We start from the raw sequence: 16,735 nt of genomic DNA on the forward strand, positions 1-16,735 counted from the left end.
GCTCACAGAAGCCGCCGAACCCGCGCCGAACCGCGGTCACGGACCCTCCCGAGCCGCCCGGCGCGGCGACGATCACACGCCCATACGCGCGGTAACCGCACTACGTACCGCTTTTCCGGGGCACTATGACGGGGTGGCAGCCGCGAGGACACCCCAGGGCGCCACCGGGATCGGTGCGACGAAGGGGAACAAGGGGAGGAGCCGGGTGAGCGGTTCGGGCCGGATGAGCGGGTCCGTCCGCGCGGTCGGCCGTGCCCTGCACTTCCCGTTCACCGGCACCGCGCGCGGGATCCGCAAGGCCACCCACGCGCACGGCGCCGGCGAGTCCGGCCTCGGCAAGCTGATCGAGCTGCACGGGGTGAACGGCGCCGGCGACGTCATGATCACCATCGCGCTCGCCTCGACCGTGTTCTTCTCGGTGCCCACCGACGAGGCCCGTGGGCGCGTCGCGCTGTACCTGGCCATCACCATGGCCCCCTTCACCGTCCTCGCCCCGGTGATCGGCCCGCTGCTCGACCGGCTCCCGCACGGACGGCGGGCCGCCATGGCCGGGGCCATGCTGGCCCGGGCGCTCCTCGCGCTGGTCCTGTCCGGTGCCGTCGCCACCGGCAGCATCGAGATGTATCCGGCCGCGCTCGGCGTGCTCGTCTCCTCCAAGGCGTACGGGGTGGTCAGAAGCGCCGTGGTGCCCCGGCTGCTGCCGCCCAGGTTCTCGCTGGTCAAGGCCAACTCGCGGGTCACCCTCGGCGGCCTGCTCGCGACCGGGATCGCCGCACCGGTCGGGGCGGGGCTCCAGGCGCTGGGGCCGCGCTATCCGCTCTACGGCGCCTTCGTGATCTTCGTGGCGGGCACGTTCCTGTCCTTCTCGCTGCCCCGCAAGGTCGACTCCGCCAAGGGTGAGGCCGTGGCGCTGCTGGCCGCCGACGAGCAGCACCTGCACGGGCCGCACCGGCAGCCGGTGAAGCGCCCGGGCCTGCGGACCGTCGGCATCGCCGTCACCCACGCCCTCGGCGCCAACGCGGCCCTGCGCTGGCTGTCCGGCTTCCTGACCTTCTTCCTGGCGTTCCTGCTGCGCGAGCACCCGCTGACCGGGCAGAGCGCCGCCGTGTCGCTGGGCATGGTGGCGGTGTCGGCGGGCGCGGGCAACGCGCTCGGTACGGCGGTGGGGGCGTGGCTGCGCTCCAGGGCCCCGGAGCTGATCATCGTGACGGTCGTGGCCGTCGTGCTGGGCGCGGCGATCACCGCCGCGGTGTTCTTCGGGGCGTTCCTCGTGGCGTGCATGGCGGCGATCGCCGGGTTCTCGCAGGCCCTGGCAAAACTGTCGCTGGACGCGCTGATCCAGCGGGACGTGCCCGAGCTGGTGCGCACCTCGGCGTTCGCCCGCTCGGAGACGCTGCTCCAGGTGTGCTGGGTGTTCGGCGGCGCGGTCGGCATCGTGATGCCGCTGAACGGCACGCTGGGCCTGTCGGTGGCCGCCGCGGTGGTCGCGCTGGGCTGGCTCACCACGGTCCGCGGTCTGCTGTCCTCGGTGCGGCACGGGAGCGGCGCGAAGCCCCGCGTGGCGTAACCGCGTGGCCCAACCCACGGCCACGCCGCACCCCACGTAAAGGGACCGCCGGGCGTGCCCGATAGCCTTCCGCCATGACCACGATGCCCCGCGGCGGAGCCGCTGATGTACCTGGCGTTGTGCGACGCCGCCGCGTCGTCGCCGCCGCCGGCGCCGTTTCCGCCGGACTGCTCGTCCTGTCGGCCTGCGACAAGCCGACACCGCTGTCCACGATCACCGTCGGCCGCACCTCCGTCAGCTCCGAGGCCACCTGCGGCGGGGAGGGCGACACCCTCCAGGCCGCCGCGCTGACCAAGTGCCTCGCCGACAAGGACATCAAGTCGATCACCGTCGACCCGGACGAGACCGTCCGCTTCGGCGTCGACCCCGACGTGGCCGACAAGCGCTGGACGATCCTGATGAACGGTCAGCCGCTCACCGAGGACAGCGACAAGACCTACCGCACGATCCCGGGCAGCGTGTTCTTCAACGCCCAGTACGGCGCCCAGGGCGATTCCACCCTCGTCTCCATCAAGGCCGGCGACGGGAAGAAGGACAGCCAGGCGGTGACCGGCCTGTGGTCGTTCAAGCTCAAGAAGGACGACTGACGACGTCCGGCAACCATGTCCTCGTGGCCACCGCGGTCCCCGTTGAGCGGGACGCGGTGGCCGGGGCGCTGCCCGGGTCCGGCCACGAGGTGCGCCTGCCGGGTGTGACCCTGCACCGCGCGGGTGGGTGCGACCTCCTCGCCGCCGGGGTCGGCCCGGCCCTGGCCGCCGCCTCCGTCTCGGCGGCGCTCACGGCCGCCGCGCTGGGCGGCGAGCCCTACGGCCTCGTCGTCTCCACGGGCATCGCCGGCGGCTTCGCGCCCGACGCCCCCGTCGGCTCCCTGGTGCTCGCCGACGAGATCACCGCCGCCGACCTGGGCGCCGAGACCGCCGACGGCTTCCTGCCCGTCACCGAGCTGGGCTTCGGCACCGTCACCCACCGTCCGCCCGCGTCCCTCGTACGGGAGTCCGCGGCCGCCACCGGGGCCCTGACCGGCGTCGTCCTGACCGTCTCGACGGTCACCGGCAGCGCCGCCCGGGCCGCCGCCCTGCGCGCGCTGCACCCGCGCGCACTCGCCGAGGCGATGGAGGGCTTCGGCGTCGCCGAGGCCGCCGCCACGCACGGCGTGCCCGTGCTGGAGATCCGCGCGGTCTCCAACCCCGTCGGCCCGCGCGACCGCGGCGCCTGGCGCATCGGCGCGGCGCTCGCCGCCCTGACCACGGGCTTCGGGAAGCTCACACCCGTCCTGGAGAGTTGGAACCCACATGACCGGTGACGATCTGAAGATCGCGTACTCGCCCTGCCCCAACGACACGTTCGTCTTCGACGCCCTCGCCCACGGCCGTGTGCCGGGCGCGCCCGGCCTCGACGTGACGTTCGCGGACATCGACCTCACCAACGGCATGGCCGAGCGCGGCGAGTTCGACGTGCTGAAGGTGTCGTACGCCGTGCTGCCGTACGTCCTCGACGAGTACGCGCTGCTGCCGTGCGGGGGCGCGCTGGGCCGGGGCTGCGGCCCGCTGGTGCTGACGCGGGAGGCCGGCCCCGGACTCGCCGGCCGCACGGTCGCCGTCCCCTCCGAGCGGTCGACGGCATACCTGCTGTTCCGGCTCTGGGCGGCGGAGACGGTCCCCGGGGGTGTCGGCGAGATCGTCGTCATGCCGTTCCACGAGATCATGCCGGCCGTGCGGGACGGGAAGGTCGACGCGGGGCTGGTGATCCACGAGGCCCGCTTCACCTACCGTGACTACGGGCTGCACAAGCTGGCGGACCTGGGAGAGCACTGGGAGTCCACGACCGGGCTGCCGATCCCGCTCGGCGCTATCATCGCCAAGCGCTCCCTGGGCGGGCCCGCCCTCACCCGGCTCGCCGACGCGATCCGCGCCTCGGTGCGCGCCGCCTGGGACGCCCCGGAGGTCTCCCGCCCGTACGTCATGGAACACGCCCAGGAAATGGACCCGTCCGTCGCCGATCAGCACATCGGTCTCTACGTCAACGAGTTCACGGCGGACCTGGGCGAGGACGGCTATGCGGCGGTCAGGGGATTGCTGACGCGTGCGGCGGCCGAGGGGCTGTTGCCGCCCCTCGGCCCGGATGCTCTCGATTTCCCGTAAGGCTCCCGGCGGACCCGGATGTGCCGTCGGCCGGTCCGGGTCAGACGTCCAACTGGTCGGCGACCGCGCGCAGCAGACCGGCGATCTGCTTGCCGGAGGTCTTCTCCGGGTAACGGCCCTTCTCGAGCATCGGCGTGATGTTCTCGAGGAGGGTGGTCAAGTCCTGGACGATGGAAGCCAGTTCGTCGGGCTTCTTGCGCTGTGCGGCGGCGACCGAGGGGGTCGGGTCGAGGACGACGACGGAGAGTGCCTGGTCACCGCGCTGTCCGGCGACGACACCGAACTCCACTCGCTGGCCCGGCTTGAGGGCCTCGACTCCGGCAGGCAGGACGGAGGAATGGACGAAGACGTCACCGCCGTCGTCACGGGAGAGAAAGCCGAAGCCCTTCTCGCTGTTGAACCATTTGACCTTGCCGGTAGGCACGTCTGTCCTCGTCCTCGTACTCGTCGGAAAGCTGCTTCTCGACTCAGAAACAGCTCTGAACGGCTCTGGATAGCACTCGGGCGGGTCGTCCACGACCCGCCGGTACCAAGGCTAATGGTCTTCGGGCCGGTGACAAGACGTCCCCCGGTTGTTCCTTCGCGCAGGGAACTACCCTGGTCCGGTGCGTGACAAAACCCAAACGAATTCCGCCGCCCCCGGTGACCGACTGATCCGTGCCGGTGCCATCGTGTTCTTCGTCGGCGCGGTGGCCACACTGGTCACTGTCGCCCCGCTCCTCCTCGATACGACGCCTTTTCCGACGTACATGTTCGGCTTGAGCATGCTCATGGGCGTCGGATTCCTCGTCGCGGGCGCAGGTGTCCTGCGATCGGTCGCCGCGGGGCGGCGTCAGGCGCGGGGCGCCGTGCGCTGATTTCCGAGGTGCCCGGCGAGCCAGGCCGGGAATTCGGTGAGGTCGGCGAGCACGACATCCGCACCGGCCGTCCGCAGTTCCTCCGCGCCGATCGGCCCGGTCGGCACGGTCACCGACAGCGCCCCGGCGGCGCGCGCCCCGCGCACGTCGCCCACGTGGTCGCCGACGTAGACGCTCGCGCCGTGCTCGCGCAGGGCCTGCGCCTTCTGCTCCGCCCACAGGTCGCCTATGACCGCGTCGGGGCCGAGGCGCAGATGCTCCACCTGGAGCTTGGCGTTCGGCTGGTGCTTGGCGGTGACGATGATCGCGCGCCCGCCGGCCGACCGCACCGCCGCGATCGACTCGCGGGCGCCGGGCAGCGCGGTCGCGCCCGTGACGCCGTGCTCGGGGTACAGCGAGCGGTAGAGGTCGGCGACGGCCGCGACCCGCTCCGCCGGGTACCAGTGGGCCAGCTCGGTCTCGGGCGGCGGACCGAGCCGGGTGACCACCAGATCGGCGTCGATGTACGTCCCGGTCCGTTCGGCGAGCGCCACATAGGTGGCGCGGATGCCGGGCCGGGAGTCGATGAGGGTCATGTCGAGGTCGAAGCCGACGGTGAGCACGGGTGACGTCATACGGCCCATTCTGCCTGGCCGGTACATCCTTCCTACCTCGGCTTCTGTGACCGCCAGACCAGGAAGAGCGCCGAGGCCACGGCCGCTCCGCGGATCACCCACGGCCAGGTCTGGGCTACGGCGTCGTTCATGTGCCCGTCCGCGATCGGGTCGCCCCAGCGCCCCTCGGACCGCCCCCACAGCCAGACGATCCCGGCCCCGAGGGCGAGCCCAGGCAGCCCCATGACGGCGAACTTCGTCTCCCGTTCGGTCAGCCGGCGCGAGGCGTAGGCGATGAGCCATCCCAGGATCAGCGCGAACCAGTTCCCGAGCGCCGCGCCGACGACGAGACAGGCGGCGGCGATCAGCAGCAGGGGGTTGCTCCAGCGGACCCGCTCCCCGGCGGGCGAACGCCGCAGCAGGCGCAACCGAAGCCGGCGGCCACCCCCCTCGTCCGCCTCCTCCCCCGCCTTCTCCTCTTCCTCGTCCCCGTCCCCGTTGTCGTCCTCGAGTTTCCTGGGCTTCGGGGGCTTGAGGAGATCCGGGATCTCCACTCCGCCGACGAACCCCGGCACGTCCTCGCCGATGCCCAACGGGGTCGGCTCGTTCAGCCACCAGTCGGGCGTCTCCCGGCTGTCGCCCAGCTCGTGGGCGGGGGCGCGGTGCGGCGGTGACGCCACGTCGGAGGGGGCGGCGGGGGGCGGTGGCGCGCCGGTCCGGGGCCGCGGTACGACCCGCCGGATCCCCTTCGGCCGCTCCGGCTCCTCCTCACGGTCGCGCTGCGCGGGCACGGCGGGCGCCGGCGCCGACGGCCGTGGCTGCGGCGCGTCGCCGCCGCGACCCGCCGCGGCCGCGACGATGTCGTCGGGGCTGCCGAGGCGTTCGATGATGCGGCGGACGGCGGCGGGCGAGTCCACGACCGCCTTCGCCCGGCGCCGGTCGATCTCGTTGCGCAGCTCGGAGACGAGCCGCATCCGCGTGGCCGACGACAACTGCCGCTGCTGCGCGATGTCCCCGACCCGGCTCAGATACTCGTAGACGACTTGGTCGCTCTCGATCCCCACGAGAAGAAGCTACCGCTTCCCCTCCCTCACCCCGGTCCACGCCATCCGGACCGTCCGGTGTCCGGCGACCGGGCGACGACCCCCGCGATCCGGCCCCTCCGGCGATCCCGGCCGAGCGGCCGGACGGGCGCCGGTCCGCGCCGTCCGGCCCGTCCGGCGATCGAGGACGAGGCCCGTTCGGGGCCGAAGCGGGGGTCCGGGGGCGCAGCCCCCGTGGGACGCCAACCGCTACCGTGGGCAAGATGAGCACCGAGGACCAGCGGGCCCCCCGCTCCCTAGCGGCAGCGCTCCGCGCCCGGGACGACACTTCCCTTGCCGCACTCCTGCGCGCCCGCCCCGACCTCATCACCCCGGTCCCCACCGACCTCACCCAGCTCGCCACCCGCGCCGGCACCCGCGCCTCCGTCGTCCGCGCGCTGGAGCGGCTCGACCGGTTCGCCCTCCAGACCGCGGAGGCGCTGGCCGTGGCCGGCGACCCGGCGACGTACGACGAACTGCTCGCGCTGATGGCGGGCGACAGCCGCGACCGGGCGGTCGCCGACGCCCTGCCCGGCGCCCTCGCGGCCCTGCGGGAACAGGCCCTGGTCTGGGGCGACGAAAGCTGCCTCCGTCTGGTCCGCACCGCCCGTGAGCTGCTCGCGCCGTCCCCGCAGCACCCCTCCCCGACGGGGCTCGGGCCGAGCGTGCGGGAGGCGACGGCGGGCATGTCCCCGGGCCGGATCCAGGAGCTGGTGGTGGCGGCCGGGCTGCCGTCCACGCACGACTCGGTGTCCGCCGCCGCCGCGCTCACCGCCCTGTTCAGCCACCGCAAGAAGATGGCCGCCCTGCTCGCGAAGGCGCCCGCCGACTCCGTCGACGTGCTGAAGCGGCTGATGTGGGGGCCGCCGTACGGACAGGTCACGGCCGACCCGGCGGCGCGGCTGCGCTGGCTGCTCGATCGCGGGCTGCTGCTGCCGACGGCGCCCGGCACCGTCGTCCTGCCCCGCGAGGTGGCCCTGCATCTGCGGGAGGGCCGGGCCCATCACACGGCCGAACCCGTGCCGCCCGCCGTGGAGGCGCTCGCCACGCACCGCCCGCAGGTGGTGGACGCGACGGCGGCCGGGCAGGCGTATACCGCGCTGTCGACCGTGGAGGAGCTGCTGAAGGACTGGCACGAGGGCGGCCCGGCGGTCCTGCGGGCCGGCGGACTGAGCGTGCGCGACCTCAAGCGGACGGCCGTCGCCCTCGACGTGTCCGAGCCGATGGCCGCGTTCTGGGTCGAGCTGGCGTACGCGGCCGGGCTGCTCGCCTCCGACGGGGAGGCCGACGAGCGGTACGCGGCCACCCCGGAGTACGACGAGTGGCTGGAGCGGCCGCCCGCCGACCGGTGGGCGCAGCTCGCCCAGGCGTGGCTGGCGGCGACCCGGACCTCCGGGGTGGTCGGCGGCCGGGATCTCAAGGAACGGGCGCTGTCGGCGCTGGGGCCCGGCCTGGACCGGTCCGCCGCGCCCGAGGTCCGCCATCGGGTGCTGACCCTGCTGGCCGGACTGCCCGAGGGTGCCGCACCGGACCCGGAGGCGGTGCTGGCCCGGCTGCGCTGGGAGCGCCCGCTGCGCGGGCCCCAGGGCCGGCAGAACGCGCAGCCTCCGCAGAGTGCCGCACCGGGTTCGCCTGGCCCACAGGGTTCGCCGGGACAGGAGGGCGACGACGACCTGCGCTCCCGGCTGGCCCGCTGGACCCTGACGGAGGCCGAGCTCCTGGGCGTGACCGGCCGGGGCGCGCTGTCGGCGCACGGACGGGCCCTGCTGGGGGCACGGCCCGCGACCGGATCCGCCCCCGCGCCCGCCACCGCGGGGACCGGCGCCGGCGGCCCGAGCGGCCCCGGCGACAAGCTGCCCGCCCCGCACCGCGCGATCACCGCCGCAACCACCGCCGCCGCGCCCCTCTCGCCTCCCGAGCAGGCCGTGGCCACCGCGGCCGCCGCCCGTCTGCTCACCCCGCTGCTGCCCGAGCCCCTGGACCACGTCCTGCTCCAGGCCGACCTGACCGCGGTCGCCCCCGGCCCGCTGCGGCGCCCGCTGGCCGACGTCCTGAGCGTCCTCGCGGACGTCGAGTCCAAGGGCGGCGCGACCGTCTACCGCTTCACTCCGGGCTCCGTGCGCCGCGCCCTGGACGCCGGCCGCAGCGCCTCCGACCTGCACGCCTTCCTCGCCGAGCACTCCCGTACGCCGGTGCCGCAGCCGCTGACGTACCTGATCGACGACGTGGCCCGCCGGCACGGACATCTGCGGGTGGGTTCGGCCTCGGCCTACGTCCGCTGCGACGACGACGCCCTGCTGAACGAGATCCTCGCCGACAAGCGGGCCGCCGCCCTGAGTCTGCGCCGGCTGGCCCCGACGGTGCTCGCGACCCGGTCCGACCCGGCGGCCCTCCTCGAGGGCTTGCGCGCGATGGGCTTCGCGCCCGCCGCCGAGTCGGCCGAGGGGGACGTCCTGATCACCCGTGCCCATGCCCACCGCACCCCGCCCCGGACGGCTCCCGAGCCGGTGCCGGACGGCCCGCCGGTGCCCGACACCACTCTGCTCACCGCGGCGATCCGGGCGATCAGGGCCGGGGACCTGGCCGCCACGACCCCCCGTAAACCGACGGAGGACGCCGCCCCGCTCGCCCCCGGCGAACTCCCCCGGACCGGTTCCGCCGAGACCCTCGCCACCATGCAGGCCGCCGTCCTCACCGGCGAGGCCCTGTGGATCGGCTACGTCAACGCCGAGGGCACGGCCAGCCAGCGCGTCATCGCCCCGGTCCGGGTGGAGGGCGGCTTCGTGACGGCGTACGACCACACGGCGGACGAGGTCCGCACCTACCCGCTGCACCGCATCACAGGAGTCGCGGAACTGGCGGACGACTGACCACGCCCACCCGCGGCCGACCCAGGGACCGACGGACCAGCGGGTCAGGACCGGCGGGGCAGGGGTCGGCGGGCCATGGGCTCAGCGCCGGCGGGGCAGAGGCCGACGGAGTCAGCGGGTCGGGGCCGACTGGGCAGGGGGCGGCGGGTCAGCAGTCTCCTATCGCGGCGTCCGGCGGCAGGCCGAAGTGGGCGCGGGCCGTGGCCTCCAGGGTGCGCGAGGACATCGGGTCCTGGAGGGAGGCCCTGGTGAAGACGCCGAAGTGCGACTCCGTCCACCGCCCGTAGCCCTCGCCGTCCGGCGGCTCCTCCCGGGCGACGACCCGGTAGCCCCCGGCGGCCGCCTCGTCCCGCTCCAGCCGCACCACCTGCGGATACTGTCCGGCACCGCACTGGACCAGGCCGCCGTCCAGCATCCCGTACTCGACGCACAGCGTGTTGACGCCGGCCCGCACCTCGCCCGCGTGCTCCTCCAGTTCGAGCGCCTCCGCCTGGCAGAACCTGCGGGACTGGAGCGCGGGCACGGTCCCGCCGTAACCGCTCCCGCGCGACTCCGCCGCGATCCTGGCCTCGATCACCGGCCGCACCTCGCTCCACAACCGCCCGTCGACCTGCGCGGGCCACATCACCCAGGTGCCCGTGGCGGCCAGCACCGCCGCGGCTCCCACGCCGACCGCGCCTCTGCGGAACGACAGGACCGACATACCGTGACTCCCCACCGCGTCGCGTCCATCGCGCTGCTCCCCCGGTCAGACCCACGAAGGCAGGTCAGGGTTGCGCGGGACCGCCGGGAAGAAGCGGACCACCGCTACGGCGCGCCGTACGGCACACTGGAGGTTTGGCCCGTGCGGAAGGGATGGCGTACGTGAACGGACCGCTGATCGTCCAGTCGGACAAGACTCTGCTCCTGGAGGTCGACCATGAGCAGGCGGACGACTGCCGTCGCGCCATCGCGCCGTTCGCGGAGCTGGAGCGGGCGCCGGAGCACATCCACACCTACCGGCTGACCCCGCTGGGCCTGTGGAACGCGCGGGCCGCCGGACACGACGCCGAGCAGGTCGTGGACGCGCTGGTGCAGTACAGCCGCTACCCGGTGCCGCACGCGCTGCTCGTCGACATCGCCGAGACGATGGACCGCTACGGCCGTCTGACCCTGAGCAAGCACCCGGCGCACGGTCTGGTGCTCACCACCACCGACCGGCCGGTGCTGGAGGAGATCCTGCGCTCCAAGCGGGTCGCTCCGCTGGTCGGCGTCCGGATCGACCCGGACAGCGTCGCCGTCCACCCCTCCGAGCGCGGGCAGATCAAGCAGACGCTGCTGAAGCTGGGCTGGCCGGCCGAGGACCTCGCGGGGTACGTCGACGGCGAGGCGCACCCGATCGAGCTGGACGAGGACGGCTGGGCGCTGCGGCCCTACCAGAAGCAGGCGGTGGAGAACTTCTGGCACGGCGGCAGCGGGGTCGTGGTGCTGCCGTGCGGTGCGGGCAAGACCCTCGTCGGCGCCGGGGCGATGGCCCAGGCGAAGTCGACCACGCTGATCCTCGTCACGAACACCGTCTCCGCGCGGCAGTGGAAGCACGAACTGGTGAAGCGGACGTCGCTGACCGAGGACGAGATCGGCGAGTACAGCGGGACCCGGAAGGAGATCCGGCCGGTCACGATCGCCACGTACCAGGTGCTGACGACCCGGCGGAAGGGCGTCTACCCGCACCTGGAGCTGTTCGACTCCCGGGACTGGGGGCTCATCCTCTACGACGAGGTGCACCTGCTGCCGGCCCCGGTCTTCAAGTTCACGGCGGATCTCCAGGCGCGCCGCCGCCTCGGCCTGACCGCGACCCTGGTCCGCGAGGACGGCCGTGAGTCGGACGTGTTCTCGCTGATCGGCCCGAAGCGGTTCGACGCCCCGTGGAAGGAGATCGAGGCGCAGGGCTACATCGCGCCCGCCGACTGCGTCGAGGTCCGGGTGAACCTGACGGACTCCGAGCGGCTGGCGTACGCGACCGCCGAGACGGAGGAGAAGTACCGCTTCTGCGCGACGACGGCGACGAAGCGGAAGGTGACCGAGGCACTCGTCCGGCGTTTCGCGGGACAGCAGATCCTGGTCATCGGCCAGTACATCGACCAGCTGGACGAGCTGGGCGAGCACCTGAACGCCCCGGTGATCAAGGGCGAGACCTCCAACGCGCAGCGCGAGAAGCTCTTCGACGCCTTCCGGGAGGGCGAGATCAGCGTGCTGGTGGTGTCCAAGGTCGCGAACTTCTCGATCGACCTGCCGGAGGCCACGGTCGCCATCCAGGTGTCGGGCACCTTCGGCTCCCGCCAGGAGGAGGCCCAGCGTCTGGGCCGGGTCCTGCGCCCGAAGGCGGACGGTCACCAGGCCCACTTCTACTCGGTGGTGGCACGGGACACCCTCGACCAGGACTTCGCGGCGCACCGCCAGCGCTTCCTGGCGGAGCAGGGCTACGCGTACCGGATCATGGACGCGGACGAGCTGCTCGCGGGCGAGGCCTGAGTCACCTGCGGCGGCGGGCGCCCGCTTCCTCGCCGTACTCGCCGAGAATGATCACGTCGAAGGCGGCGGTCGCGAAGACCTTCACGGCGCGCAGGGCGTCGCCGAGCCGGTGGCGGTGCAGGTCGGGCGTATCGGACAGGGAGGTCGCGCCGGACGGGCGACCGGGGGCCGGGGTGAGGGTCGCTGCACTCATGTCTCCATGATGCGATCGGGGGCGTAAAGGGGGCATCGGTCCCAGGTCCCCTTTCGGCGTACTCCTCCGGTACACCCTCGGGCGGGGGTCTCCCCTACGGGACGGAGCGCCGTCGCTCAGGGGTGGCCGGGGATCCCGGTGGGCGCGGGAGCGTGCGCGCGCCGGGGGCGCCCCGATAAATGCGTTGGCACGCCCCTCCCCCGTTCACCTAGAATCTCCGCTCTTGCCCGCCTCCCTTCCCGGAGTGCCGCCGTCCGGACGGAAACCGGACGGACCCACCGCAGCGCCCCCTCAGCCGGTCCGGAGGCACCCCCTTGTCCACGCCGTCCACACCGTCCACGCCGCCCGCGCCCGTCGGCGACGACGATCCGCTCGGCCGCGAACGCGCCCACCTCAGCTCCTCCCGGGCCGCCCTGCGGGCCATGCGCGAGGACGTCGAGGCCCTCGACATCAGCGATGTCACCGCGAACTGGGTCAACGCCCAGATCCTGGAGCGCCAGATCGAGGAGCGGATCAAGGCGCTCGCCGACCTCAGTCACACCCCGCTGTTCTTCGGCCGGCTGGACTACCTGCACGCTCCCGGCGCCGAGCAGGCGGAGGGCGCGGAGGGGGAGCAGTTCTACATCGGGCGGCGGCATGTGCACGACGGCGACGGCGACCCGATGGTCATCGACTGGCGTGCGCCGGTCTCGCAGCCGTTCTACCGGGCCTCGAAGAAGGACCCGATGGACGTCGGGCTGCGCCGCCGCTTCGGCTACACCGGCGGCGACCTCACCGCCTACGAGGACGAGCACCTGTCCGACCCGGCGGAGGCGGCGCGGACCAGCAAGCTGCTCCAGCGCGAGATCGAGCGGCCCCGCGTCGGCCCGATGCGTGACATCGTCGCCACCATCCAGCCCGAGCAGGACGAGATCGTCCGCAGCGGCCTGGGCGGCACGGTCTGTGTCCAGGGAGGGCCGGGCACCGGCAAGACGGCCGTCGGCCTGCACCGGGTGGCGTATCTGCTGTACGCCCACCGTGAGCGGCTCGCCCGTACCGGCACGCTGGTCATCGGGCCGAACCGGTCCTTCCTCCACTACATCGAGCAGGTGCTGCCCGCGCTGGGCGAGTTGTCGGTGCGCCAGGGCACGGTCGACGACCTGGTGGCCCATGTCGAGGTGCGGGGCACGGACGACGCGGCGGCGGCGGTCGTCAAGGGTGACGCGCGGATGGCGGAGGTGCTGCGACGGGCCGTGTACGCGCACGTCGGGATGCCGGGCGAACCGCTCGTCGTCGTGCGCGGCTCGCGGCGGTGGCGGCTTCCGGCGTACGAACTCCAGGAGATGGTCCGGGAGTTGCTGGACCGGGACATCCGCTACGGCGCCGCCCGGGAGGCCCTGCCGCAGCGCATCGCGCACGCGGTCCTGGTGCAGATGGAACGCTCGGGCGAGGCCCCGGACGACCGGGTGCAGGACGCCGTCGCCCGCAACACCGCGGTGAAGGCGGTCGTGAAGGAGGTCTGGCCCGCCGTCGATCCGGCGAAGCTGGTGCTGCGGCTGCTCACGGACGCGGACTTCCTCGCCGAGCACGCGAAGGGTGTGCTGAGCGAGGACGAGCAGAAGACGATCCTGTGGACGCTGCCGGGATCCGGCCGCAGGCCGGTCCGGTCCGTGAAGGCGGCCCGCTGGTCGGCGGCGGACGCGGTGCTGATCGACGAGGCGACCGATCTCGTCGAGCGCACCCACTCCCTCGGGCACGTGGTCCTGGACGAGGCGCAGGACCTGTCCCCCATGCAGTACCGGGCGGTGGGCCGCCGCTGCACGACGGGTTCGGCGACCGTGCTGGGCGATCTGGCGCAGGGCACCACGCCGTGGGCGACCCGGAGCTGGCAGGAGGCGCTCGGTCATCTGGGCAAGGCGGACGCGGTGATCGAGGAGCTGACGGCGGGTTTCCGCGTGCCGACGGACGTCATCACCTACGCCTCGCGCCTGCTCCCGCACATCGCGCCCGGCCTGACGCCGGTCGCCTCGGTCCGTGAGAACCCCGGCTTCTTCGACCTCCGTCCGGTCGCCGGGACCGCCGAAACGGTCGCGGCCTGCGAGGAGTTGCTGCGCAACGAGGGCTCGACGGGCCTGATCGCCGCCGACGCCAGAATCCCGGCGCTGGCCGAGGCGCTGGCCGAGGCCGGCATCGGCCACCTCGCCCCGGGCGAGGAGACCACGGCCGAGACCCGCCTCACCCTGGTCCCGGCCTCTCTGGCCAAGGGCCTGGAGTACGACTACGTCGTCCTGGACGAGCCGCAGGCGGTGGTCGACGGCGAACCGGACGAGCGGACGGGCCTGCGGCGGCTGTACGTGGCGCTGACCCGGGCGGTGTCGGGCCTGATCGTGACCCACGCGGCCCCGCTGCCGCCCCAGCTCACCTGACGACCCCGCCGCCGCCCGACCGACGGTCCGGCTGCCCGGCTCTCCGGCTGTCCGCCTGTCCGGCCGGCTTCCGCCTGTCCGGCCGGCTCCCGTCCGTCCGGCCGGCCTCTGTGGCTGGTCGGCCGTCTTCCGGCCCGCCTCACCGGCTGACCACCTGTCCGGTCACGCGGGCTGCCGCTCGGGCTGCTCGCCGTCCACTGCCCGGCGCCACTCCGCGACGGCCGCCGCCGCCACGGGACCGGCCCAGCCGTCGGGCCGGGCCGCGCCGCCGATGTGGAAGGCGTCGACGCCGCCGGCCCTCAGCAGCGGCACGTGGTCGAGGCGCAGCCCGCCACCGACGAGGAGCTGCTGCTCATACCCCTGCTCGCCCTGCCGGGCCGCCTCCGCGAGCAGGACGGGCAGGCCGGTGTCGACGCCGGCGGCGGCACCGGCCGTGAGGTAGGTGTCCAGGCCGGGCAGACCGTCGAGCTGCTTGCGCAGGGCGTCGCGGTCACCGGCGTGGTCGAGGGCGCGGTGGAAGGTCCAGCGGCAGCCGTCCAGCTCGGCGACGACCCGCTCCACCGCGGCCAGGTCCACCCCGCCCTCCGCGTCGAGGAACCCGAGCACGAACTCGTCCGCACCGGCCGCCCGCAGTGCGCCGGCGACCCGGACGAGGGAGTCGACCTCCTCGGCGGGACCCGCCGCGAAGCCCGCGGAGCGTCTGAGCATCACGCGCAGGGAGAGGTCGACGGCGGCCCGGATCCCGGCGAAGACCGCGACCGGCGGGGTGAGCCCGTCGGCGGCCATGTCGGTGACCAGCTCGAGGCGGTCCGCGCCTCCGGTCTGGGCGGCGACCGCGTCCTCGGCGTCGAGGGCGATCACCTCCAGAACTGCACGCTTGCTCATGGCACCCCATTCGTCGGCGTTCATCGGCCCCACCGGGCGGCTATAGGTCTAGTCCAATTCAAGAATACGCCGGAGAACCCCTGCCGCACGCGCGACAATGGGGCCATGGCCGATCTCGACGCCCTGCGCAACCGTTTCAGCCACACCCTGGACAGGACCCGGGGCCCGGCCGGTGGTCCCGACCCGGGGCCCTACTCCGACGACCTGCTCGCCCGCTGGCAGGAACCGCAGCGCCGCTACCACACGCTCACCCACCTGACCGAGGTCCTCGACCGCGTGGACGTGCTCGCCGAGCACGCCGCCGACCCGGACGTGGTGCGGCTGGCGGCCTGGTTCCACGACGCCGTCTATCTGCCCGACCGGTCCGAGAACGAGGAGCGTTCCGCCCGCCTCGCCGAGCGCGCCCTGCCCGAGGCGGGCGTGTCACCGGAGCGGACCGCCGAGGTCGCGCGGCTCGTCCGGCTCACGGTCACCCACGATCCGGCCGACGACGACCTCGACGGCCAGGTGCTGTGCGACGCCGACCTCGCGATCCTCGCCGCGCCGCCGACCGCGTACGCCGCCTACACCGCCGCCGTCCGCGAGGAGTACCACTTCGTCCCCAACGACGCCTTCCGGGCCGGCCGGGCCGACATCCTGCGCCAACTCCTCGACCTGCCGAGGCTGTTCAGGACTCCGTACGGGAGCGAGCGGTGGGAGGCCACGGCTCGCTACAACCTGCGGGGCGAGCTGGAACTGCTCACCTCGTGACCACCGCGCGCATCCCCGCCGGACGCCTCGTCCTCGAGGGCGTCTCGCCCAGCGCCGCCGCCGGACTGCGGGCGGGCGGCGGCGGGGGCTTCACCTGGCTCGGGGGCGAACCGTTCGAGGGGACCCGGGACGCCGCCGGGATGATCGCGAAGGCGTTCGTGTCCGGCGTGCACCGGCCGGAGTTCGGCCTCTACGTCCTGGTACGGCAGGAGGACGGCCGGGCCGTCGGCAGCGTGAGCTTCCACGCCGCTCCCGACGAGGACGGCCGCACGGAGATCGGCTACGACCTGGTCGAGGCGGCCCGGGGCCACGGCTACGCGACCGAGGCGCTGCGCGCGCTGGCCGCCTGGGCGCTGGCGCGGGACGACGTGAGCCGCCTCTTCGCGGTCGTCGGGCACGCCAACTCCGCCTCCCGCGGCGTGCTGGAACGGGCCGGGTTCGTCAAGGTCGGCGAAGGCGACGAGGAGGACGCGTACGAACTGCGCGGCCCGGTCCGCCCCGGCACCTGACGCGGCCCGCCGCCCCGCACGCCCGCCCCGCGCACGCGCCCGGCACGCCCGCCCCCTGCCCACGCGCGCCATGCCTTCTCGTCGGGTCCGCCCCCGTCGTCCGGCCTACCGTCCGGCGCGCTTGCGTCTGCGCAGGCCGGAGGCCGTCAGCAGGCGCACCACCTCGCGGCTGGTCACCTCGACCGCGCCGGCCGCCACCACCTCGGCGTAGCGATGCGACGGGATGTCGTAGTGATCGCGTTCGAAGGCGCGCCGCGGGACGCCCAACCCCTCCGCGAAGACGTGCAGTTCTCCGTAGGAGACATCGCTGACGAGGTGGGACCACATACGGCCGTGCCCCGGCCAGTCCGGCGGGTCGATGTAGACGGTCAC

At 73.8% G+C, this 16,735-nt stretch carries 17 protein-coding genes; 10 read left to right on the top strand and 7 right to left on the bottom strand.

Annotated elements, in window-relative coordinates; all coding sequences use genetic code 11:
* Positions 1 to 133 precede the first annotated feature (133 nt).
* The 4 genes from AOQ37_RS17435 (at position 134) to AOQ37_RS17450 (ending at position 3,708) form a co-directional block, all read left to right on the top strand.
* Positions 134 to 1,567, top strand: a complete 1,434-nt coding sequence (locus AOQ37_RS17435; protein WP_199825031.1) for an MFS transporter — start codon at positions 134 to 136, stop codon at positions 1,565 to 1,567.
* Positions 1,568 to 1,641: 74 nt separating this feature from the next.
* Complete coding sequence (locus AOQ37_RS17440) at positions 1,642 to 2,154, top strand: DUF2771 domain-containing protein (RefSeq protein ID WP_199825032.1); 513 nt, start codon at positions 1,642 to 1,644, stop codon at positions 2,152 to 2,154.
* Between the two features lie 23 nt (positions 2,155 to 2,177).
* On the top strand, positions 2,178 to 2,870 hold the full coding sequence (locus AOQ37_RS17445; protein WP_199825033.1) for a futalosine hydrolase: 693 nt from the start codon (positions 2,178 to 2,180) through the stop codon (positions 2,868 to 2,870).
* A complete protein-coding gene (locus AOQ37_RS17450) occupies positions 2,860 to 3,708 on the top strand; it encodes a 1,4-dihydroxy-6-naphtoate synthase (protein WP_062645450.1) in 849 nt (282 codons plus the stop codon). Before AOQ37_RS17445 ends, AOQ37_RS17450 begins: the two co-directional genes overlap by 11 nt.
* A gap of 40 nt (positions 3,709 to 3,748) precedes the next feature.
* On the opposite strand, the gene AOQ37_RS41940 is transcribed toward AOQ37_RS17450, so the two are convergent.
* A complete protein-coding gene (locus tag AOQ37_RS41940; protein ID WP_062645451.1) occupies positions 3,749 to 4,132 on the bottom strand; it encodes a cold-shock protein in 384 nt (127 codons plus the stop codon).
* 181 nt (positions 4,133 to 4,313) lie between these two features.
* On the opposite strand from AOQ37_RS41940, the gene AOQ37_RS17460 reads away from it, so the two are divergent.
* On the top strand, positions 4,314 to 4,565 hold the full coding sequence (locus AOQ37_RS17460) for a hypothetical protein (protein ID WP_062645452.1): 252 nt from the start codon (positions 4,314 to 4,316) through the stop codon (positions 4,563 to 4,565).
* Here AOQ37_RS17460 and AOQ37_RS17465 read toward each other — a convergent pair.
* Together AOQ37_RS17465 and AOQ37_RS17470 are read right to left on the bottom strand one after the other, a co-directional pair.
* Positions 4,541 to 5,179, bottom strand: coding sequence for an HAD family hydrolase (locus tag AOQ37_RS17465; protein ID WP_234436924.1), 639 nt, complete (start codon positions 5,177 to 5,179; stop codon positions 4,541 to 4,543). The genes AOQ37_RS17460 and AOQ37_RS17465 overlap by 25 nt on opposite strands.
* A gap of 32 nt (positions 5,180 to 5,211) precedes the next feature.
* The gene (locus tag AOQ37_RS17470; RefSeq protein ID WP_062645454.1) at positions 5,212 to 6,222 is read right to left on the bottom strand and encodes a hypothetical protein; all 1,011 of its coding nucleotides are present in this window, start codon (positions 6,220 to 6,222) and stop codon (positions 5,212 to 5,214) included.
* A 242-nt stretch (positions 6,223 to 6,464) separates the two neighbouring features.
* On the opposite strand from AOQ37_RS17470, the gene AOQ37_RS17475 reads away from it, so the two are divergent.
* Positions 6,465 to 9,110: a helicase C-terminal domain-containing protein gene (locus tag AOQ37_RS17475; protein WP_062645597.1), complete on the top strand. Its 2,646-nt coding sequence runs from the start codon at positions 6,465 to 6,467 to the stop codon at positions 9,108 to 9,110.
* Between the two features lie 148 nt (positions 9,111 to 9,258).
* Here AOQ37_RS17475 and AOQ37_RS17480 read toward each other — a convergent pair whose 3' ends face one another.
* The gene (locus AOQ37_RS17480; RefSeq protein WP_199825034.1) at positions 9,259 to 9,813 is read right to left on the bottom strand and encodes a hypothetical protein; all 555 of its coding nucleotides are present in this window, start codon (positions 9,811 to 9,813) and stop codon (positions 9,259 to 9,261) included.
* A 161-nt stretch (positions 9,814 to 9,974) separates the two neighbouring features.
* Between AOQ37_RS17480 and AOQ37_RS17485 the strand changes: the two genes are divergently transcribed.
* Positions 9,975 to 11,621, top strand: a complete 1,647-nt coding sequence (locus AOQ37_RS17485) for a DNA repair helicase XPB (protein WP_062645599.1) — start codon at positions 9,975 to 9,977, stop codon at positions 11,619 to 11,621.
* A 1-nt stretch (position 11,622) separates the two neighbouring features.
* Here AOQ37_RS17485 and AOQ37_RS17490 read toward each other — a convergent pair whose 3' ends face one another.
* Positions 11,623 to 11,814 carry a hypothetical protein gene (locus tag AOQ37_RS17490; protein WP_062645455.1) on the bottom strand — a complete coding sequence of 64 codons (192 nt, stop codon included), beginning with the start codon at positions 11,812 to 11,814 and terminating at the stop codon, positions 11,623 to 11,625.
* A gap of 314 nt (positions 11,815 to 12,128) precedes the next feature.
* On the opposite strand from AOQ37_RS17490, the gene AOQ37_RS17495 reads away from it, so the two are divergent.
* A complete protein-coding gene (locus AOQ37_RS17495) occupies positions 12,129 to 14,219 on the top strand; it encodes a HelD family protein (RefSeq protein WP_062645456.1) in 2,091 nt (696 codons plus the stop codon).
* Between the two features lie 162 nt (positions 14,220 to 14,381).
* Here the strand turns inward: AOQ37_RS17495 and AOQ37_RS17500 are convergent, their stop codons facing one another.
* Positions 14,382 to 15,104, bottom strand: a complete 723-nt coding sequence (locus AOQ37_RS17500) for a copper homeostasis protein CutC (protein WP_062645600.1) — start codon at positions 15,102 to 15,104, stop codon at positions 14,382 to 14,384.
* Between the two features lie 105 nt (positions 15,105 to 15,209).
* Between AOQ37_RS17500 and AOQ37_RS41345 the strand changes: the two genes are divergently transcribed.
* Positions 15,210 to 15,854, top strand: a complete 645-nt coding sequence (locus tag AOQ37_RS41345) for an HD domain-containing protein (protein WP_062645457.1) — start codon at positions 15,210 to 15,212, stop codon at positions 15,852 to 15,854.
* The gene (locus AOQ37_RS41350) at positions 15,851 to 16,363 is read left to right on the top strand and encodes a GNAT family N-acetyltransferase (RefSeq protein ID WP_062645458.1); all 513 of its coding nucleotides are present in this window, start codon (positions 15,851 to 15,853) and stop codon (positions 16,361 to 16,363) included. Before AOQ37_RS41345 ends, AOQ37_RS41350 begins: the two co-directional genes overlap by 4 nt.
* Before the next feature lie 105 nt (positions 16,364 to 16,468).
* On the opposite strand, the gene AOQ37_RS17515 is transcribed toward AOQ37_RS41350, so the two are convergent.
* Complete coding sequence (locus AOQ37_RS17515; protein ID WP_062645459.1) at positions 16,469 to 16,735, bottom strand: DUF4031 domain-containing protein; 267 nt, start codon at positions 16,733 to 16,735, stop codon at positions 16,469 to 16,471.

It is taken from the genome of Streptomyces maremycinicus, from assembly GCF_001184025.1.
GTDB lineage: Bacteria > Actinomycetota > Actinomycetes > Streptomycetales > Streptomycetaceae > Streptomyces > Streptomyces maremycinicus.

Excerpts from the sequence above, each read along its gene's own strand:
- AOQ37_RS41345 (WP_062645457.1), top strand. The coding sequence starts at position 15,210 with ATGGCCGATCTCGACGCCCTGCGCAACCGTTTCAGCCACACCCTGGAC.
- AOQ37_RS17440 (WP_199825032.1), top strand. The coding sequence starts at position 1,642 with ATGACCACGATGCCCCGCGGCGGAGCCGCTGATGTACCTGGCGTTGTG.
- AOQ37_RS17475 (WP_062645597.1), top strand. The coding sequence starts at position 6,465 with ATGAGCACCGAGGACCAGCGGGCCCCCCGCTCCCTAGCGGCAGCGCTC.
- AOQ37_RS17500 (WP_062645600.1), bottom strand. The coding sequence starts at position 15,104 with ATGAGCAAGCGTGCAGTTCTGGAGGTGATCGCCCTCGACGCCGAGGAC.
- AOQ37_RS17480 (WP_199825034.1), bottom strand. The coding sequence starts at position 9,813 with ATGTCGGTCCTGTCGTTCCGCAGAGGCGCGGTCGGCGTGGGAGCCGCG.
- AOQ37_RS17490 (WP_062645455.1), bottom strand. The coding sequence starts at position 11,814 with ATGAGTGCAGCGACCCTCACCCCGGCCCCCGGTCGCCCGTCCGGCGCG.
- AOQ37_RS17450 (WP_062645450.1), top strand. The coding sequence starts at position 2,860 with ATGACCGGTGACGATCTGAAGATCGCGTACTCGCCCTGCCCCAACGAC.
- AOQ37_RS17465 (WP_234436924.1), bottom strand. The coding sequence starts at position 5,179 with ATGACGTCACCCGTGCTCACCGTCGGCTTCGACCTCGACATGACCCTC.